Annotated in this window: 3 protein-coding genes; all 3 read right to left on the reverse strand. The window is 71.2% G+C overall.

Going from position 1 to position 4,942, the window contains the following annotated elements; genetic code table 11:
* Positions 1-2,222: type IV secretory system conjugative DNA transfer family protein (locus tag C1I98_RS35060; RefSeq protein WP_111171615.1), on the reverse strand; the 2,222-nt coding region annotated here is incomplete at its 3' end.
* Positions 2,219-3,970, reverse strand: coding sequence for a VirB4 family type IV secretion system protein (locus C1I98_RS35065; protein WP_111171616.1), 1,752 nt, complete (start codon positions 3,968-3,970; stop codon positions 2,219-2,221). The genes C1I98_RS35065 and C1I98_RS35060, both read right to left, overlap by 4 nt.
* Entirely contained in the window at positions 3,967-4,902 is a 936-nt protein-coding gene (locus C1I98_RS35070) for a PrgI family protein (RefSeq protein WP_111171617.1), read from the reverse strand. The genes C1I98_RS35065 and C1I98_RS35070 overlap by 4 nt, the downstream gene beginning before the upstream one ends.
* Between the last annotated feature and the right edge of the window lie 40 nt (positions 4,903-4,942).

The raw sequence follows: 4,942 nt of genomic DNA on the forward strand, positions 1-4,942 counted from the left end.
CGCAGGGTGAACGGCGGGGCCTCGGCTGAGCGGACGACCAGGCGGGCGGCGGCTTGGAAGGCGTCCAGATTGGCCAGGTCGTGGGCGGACAGATGCGGGGTGAAGTGCCGTTCGGCCTCGCGGGCGTCCTCCGGTGACAGCGAGAAGTAGATCTTGTTGCGGGCGTCGGAGGAGATGGCCTGGCACAGGTGGCGCGGGAGCTGGGCCAGGTGCTGGTGGGCCAGCACCATCGACAGGCGGTAGGCGCGGGCCTCGGCGAGCATGTCACTCAGCGCGTGCGGGAGGGTGAGGAAGTTGTGCGCCTCGTCGCAGTAGAGCGCGGCATGGCCGCGTGGGCGGCCGAGTTTGGCGCGGCGCGCGGCGGCCTGCCACACCTGGGCGAGGATGACCGAGCCGAGCAGGCGGGCGGTGTCGTCGCCGAGTACGCCCTTGGGTAGGCGGACCAGCAGGATGCCGCCGTCGAGTACGTCGGCCAGGTCGAAGGTGGAGGTGGCCGAGCCGAGGATGTCGCGGACGAACGGGCGGAGCAGGAAGGCCCGCAGTTTGTTCATGATCGGGGCGGTGACGTTGGCCTGGGATTGTTCGGACAGGCTGTCGTACCAGTTCCAGAAGCCGCGCAGGATCGGGTCGCCGAGGGTGGCGGTGGCGCGTTGGCGGCGGGCCGGGTCGGTGAGCAGGTCGGGGATGTCGGCGAGGGTGCCGCCGGTGCGGGCCAGGGTGAGCGCGCAGCCGCGCAGGATGTCGTCGGTACGCGGGCCCCAGTAGTCGCTGTAGATGGTGTGAAAGATGCCGACGAGGTTGTCGGCGAGCATGGCGCGGTCCGGGCCGTCCAGCACGTTGAGCGCCGGGCGGGGGTGGCGGTCGTCGGGGTCGATCAGCGTGATGCGTTGTGCGGCTTGTTCGGGGATGAGGCCGAGCAGGTCGGTGACCAGGTCGCCTTTGGCGTCGATGACGGCCACGCCGCGCCCGGCGCCGATGTCGGAGAGGATCATCTGGGCGAGCAGGGTGCTTTTGCCGGTGCCGTTGGGGCCCAGGACGTGAACGTGGTGGCAGGAGTCGATCACCCCGAGCGCGACGGGCCGCTGATGGCCGGCGTCGGCGGTGCCGAGTACTTTGCCGTGCTGGGCGATTTGCGGGGCGGGGGCGATGGTGTTGGCTCCGGCGCGTTGCAGTCCGGGGACGGCGGGGTCCATCGGCAGGTGGGCGAGCGCGGCCAGTTCCGGGACCGACAACAGGAACCCACGGTGGAGGCGGCGGGCGGCGAGCCGCTGGGCGGCGCGGGGCAGGCGGCGGCGTTCCAGCCGGTTGTGCCCGGCGTAGACGGCGAAGGCTGAGGCGATGGCGTGCGCCCGCCCTCGGATCGCCGGGCGGCGAGTCTTGGCTTGGTCGCAATCGTCGGCCTGTACCGCGTAGCGGACGGCGACCTCGTAGCGGGGGTGGAGAGCCTTGTCCCGGATGGCGCGGGCCTCGGCATAGCGCTCCAGGCGTGCGGCGTGTTCCTGGGGCCGGTGATCCGGACGCCGATGCATGTGCCCAGGCCCCGGCGTGATGAGGTCCAGGGCACCGCGCAGCAACGTGGCCGGGATGCCCGCCTTCTCCCGGGTGAGGCGGCGGCCGGTGGCGGGGCGGGCCAGGACCTGTACGGCGGCGTGCTGCCAGGCGGGCATGCCCACTGCAGCGCCGAGCAACGCGCGCAGCGGATCGTGGTCGTGGTCGTGTTTGAGCGGCAGCCGCTCGTCGCGGGCGAGGACGAACCAGCCGCCGGTGGCCTGCCCGTCCAGCGGGATCGGCGGGCCGGGGTCGAGTACGGCGGTGCGGGCGGACGGCCAGGCCGCCTCGATCGCATGCTCGGCCAGGCGGGGCGGCACGGTGCCGGGGATCCACATGCGGATCCGGACGCCGCCGACGCCGAAGACGTACTCAAAGACCAGATGCGGCTGGCCGAACAGGATGCGCTTCCATGCGGGGCGCAAGAGTCCGAGCAGGTTGCCCCACAGGGCTTCGGCTCCGGGCAGGTCCGCTTCTGGCGGGGCGAGTATCTCCAGACACCGCGCGCCGTTGCTCATCGCGCGGTGACGGGCTCGCGCGAGCAACGACCATGCCAGTCCGATCGCGAACACCGAAAGCGTGGCAGTGATGGCGAGCTGCGGGCCGTATGCCATGAGCCACGACAGGACCAGTTCGATCATGGCGTCGGGGTCGTCGAGCAGATCGTGGATCACCGGCCGCCCTCCCCATCGACGTGGGCAAGTTCGCTGGGTGCGGAGGTGACCAGGCGGTGTTCCTGCTCGCTGGCCAGGACGTGGAATGCCACCCGCGACTGAGCCGGGTCGGCGGCCAGCAGGCCGGTGCCCTGTTCGGCCGACAGCAGCAGGTGCCTCTCCCCGTCTGAGAGCCGGAAGGCGTCGGTGACCGCGTCGATGACTTGCGGGGCTTGGCGGAGCAGGATCTGGGTGGCGCAGTTGGCGATGATCGCCTGCCCGGCCGCCGAGCCGAGCAGGTCTCCGGCGTCCTGGGTGACGACCGACAGTCCGGCCCAGTGTTTGCGGGCGGACTTGGCCATCCGCAGCAGGAACCTGGTGCCTTCGGGATCGTGCATGAGCAGCCAGGCCTCATCGACCACCACCAGGCGCGGGCGGCGGATGTCGGGGTTGGTGATGCGTCGCCAGGTGGCGTCCAGGGTGAGCAGGGTGCCGACCGCTTTGAGTTCGTCGGGTAGGTCGCGCAGGGAGAAGACGATCAGGTGGGAGTCGGGGCGGGTGGTGGTGTGCCCGTCGAACAGCGCCCGGTGGCTGCCGCTGACGTAGGGGGCGAGCCCGGCCGCGACCTCGGCCGCTTTCGTATCGCTGGATGCGGTGAGTGCGGCGGCCAGATCGGCCATCAGCGGCGGCGGGCGGTTCCAGGTGTGCGGGTCGAAAGTGATCCCGGCCTGCTTGTAGGTCGCCAGGATGGCCCGGTCCAGGGCGGCCTTGCTCGCCTTGTCCAGCACTTCGCCGAGCATCACCGCCACCAGGGTGTGCAGGAACAGCGCCCGGCGGGTCAGCGGATCACCATCTCGCCGATCTTCGGCAGGAAGGTCGAAGGGGTTGAGGCGGACGCCGGGCGCGCCCAGATGCAGGTAGGCCCCGCCGACCGCTGCGCATAGGCGGGCGTATTCGTCTTCGGGGTCGATGACGGCGACCTCGACCCCCCGATACAGCGACCGCAGAGCCTCCAGTTTGGCGAGGTAGGACTTTCCGGCGCCGCTACAAGCGATGATCGCCGAGTTGTGGTTGGGCCGGGCGAACCGGTCCCAGGCGACCAGGGAAGAGCCGGTGGCGTTGCTGCCATACAGGACGGCGGTCGGCCCGAGGGGGGTGGTCAGGTCCGGGCTGGTGAACGGGAAGGCTGAGGCGAGCGCGGGTGTGTCGAATGTCCGGGCCGTGTTGAGGTTGTCCATCCCGAGCGGCAGCGCCGATACCCAGCCCTGCAGTTGCCGGAACGCGGCCGGGCGGGCGTCCAGCAACAGCCCGGCGGCCACCGCCCGGACCTGGGCGCACGCTTCCTCCAGCTCGCCTTGCGTGGCGGCGTGCACGGTGAGGTAGAGCGAGACGCGGAACAGCCGGGATTGGCCGCGGGCGATCCGTGCGGCCAACTCGTGGGCGTCTTCGGCGGCGGCCTCGACGCCGGGGTCCAGGAGGCGACCGTGTTCATGGTCGCTGCGCAATCCGGATTCCAGCCGGGCAAGCTGCCTGCGCAGGCGGTCGGCGGCGACCGGCGACGGGACCGGATCGATGTGGATCGACACGTCCAGGCGGCCGGGATGGGTGAACAGGGGTTCCAGCCAGCCGGGGGCGACCTCGCGCGGGTACCCGCTGATGGCCAGCGTCACGCAAAAGCCATCCCCGATGCGCAGGCTTCTGGACTGGACCTGAACCGCCTCCGGGCCGAACCGGCACTGCGTGGAAGGTTTGCGGTGGAAGAGCTTCATCGGTGTCCTCCCGTGGTGATGACCTGGCCGGGATCGGCGAGCTGGTCGATGGACAAGGGCGGGGCGGCCGGGTCGAAACAGGAGGCCAGCACGCCGTTGAGGGCGGTGTGGTTCAGCGGCCGGACGGTCAGCCCGCACGCGGCCAGCAGCCGGGCGGCCTCCTCCAGCCGCCGCAGCGCCCTCGCCGCCGCCGCATCAGTGCCGCCCTCGGCGGAGGGTTCACGAACGATCAGCAGGACCTGGCGGCGCAGCAGGTCATGCCGGGCCGACAGGTCGGCCAGGAAGGCGGCGTGTTCGTGCGCAGCGGCAGTGAGTGCAGGGTGGGCGAGGACACGGGCATCCTCGGTGATGCCGCTGATCGTTTCAGTCAGATCCACCCGTTCGGCGCGCAGCAAGAGCTGTGCCGGGCCGGACAGCGAGTTGAGCCAGCGCCCGAACACCGCGACCAAGGCGTCCTGCTCACCGGGGGTGCGCAGGGCGAAGTTGACCGTGGACACCTCGGCGACGGCGGCGACGCCGTCGGTGCCCAGGTCGATCAGCTCGTCACCGGCGATGCCGTGTGCGGGAAGCGGCAACGGGCCAGGCCGCGGACCCTTCTTCGCTCTCGCCCACGCCGGTGGGCGCGCATCGTCCAGCGGCGCAGTGGTGAGGTGTTTCGGGGACCGCTGGTAGCGAATCGCCGCGAGGACGTATCGGTCCAGGCTGAGGCCGTCGCGCCGTCCCAGCGCCAGCAGAATCCCGGCCAGCGCGATGGGCAGGGCCAGGGCGGCGAATGTGATCAGCGGCAGGCGTTCCCCGGCAAGGACATAGGCGCCGTACAGCAGGAGCCCGGTGCCGCCGAGGATGGCCACCTGGCGGGCGGTGCAGCCGCCGATGATCCGGTCGTCTTGGTCGATGTCGGCGGGGATGCGCACCGGTGGGGTCCAGCTCATCACCGCTCACCTCCCGGGCCGTGGTGGGGCCGTTCCGGGC

The organism is Spongiactinospora gelatinilytica, from assembly GCF_003236385.1.
In the GTDB taxonomy this organism is placed as follows: Bacteria; Actinomycetota; Actinomycetes; order Streptosporangiales; family Streptosporangiaceae; genus Spongiactinospora; species Spongiactinospora gelatinilytica.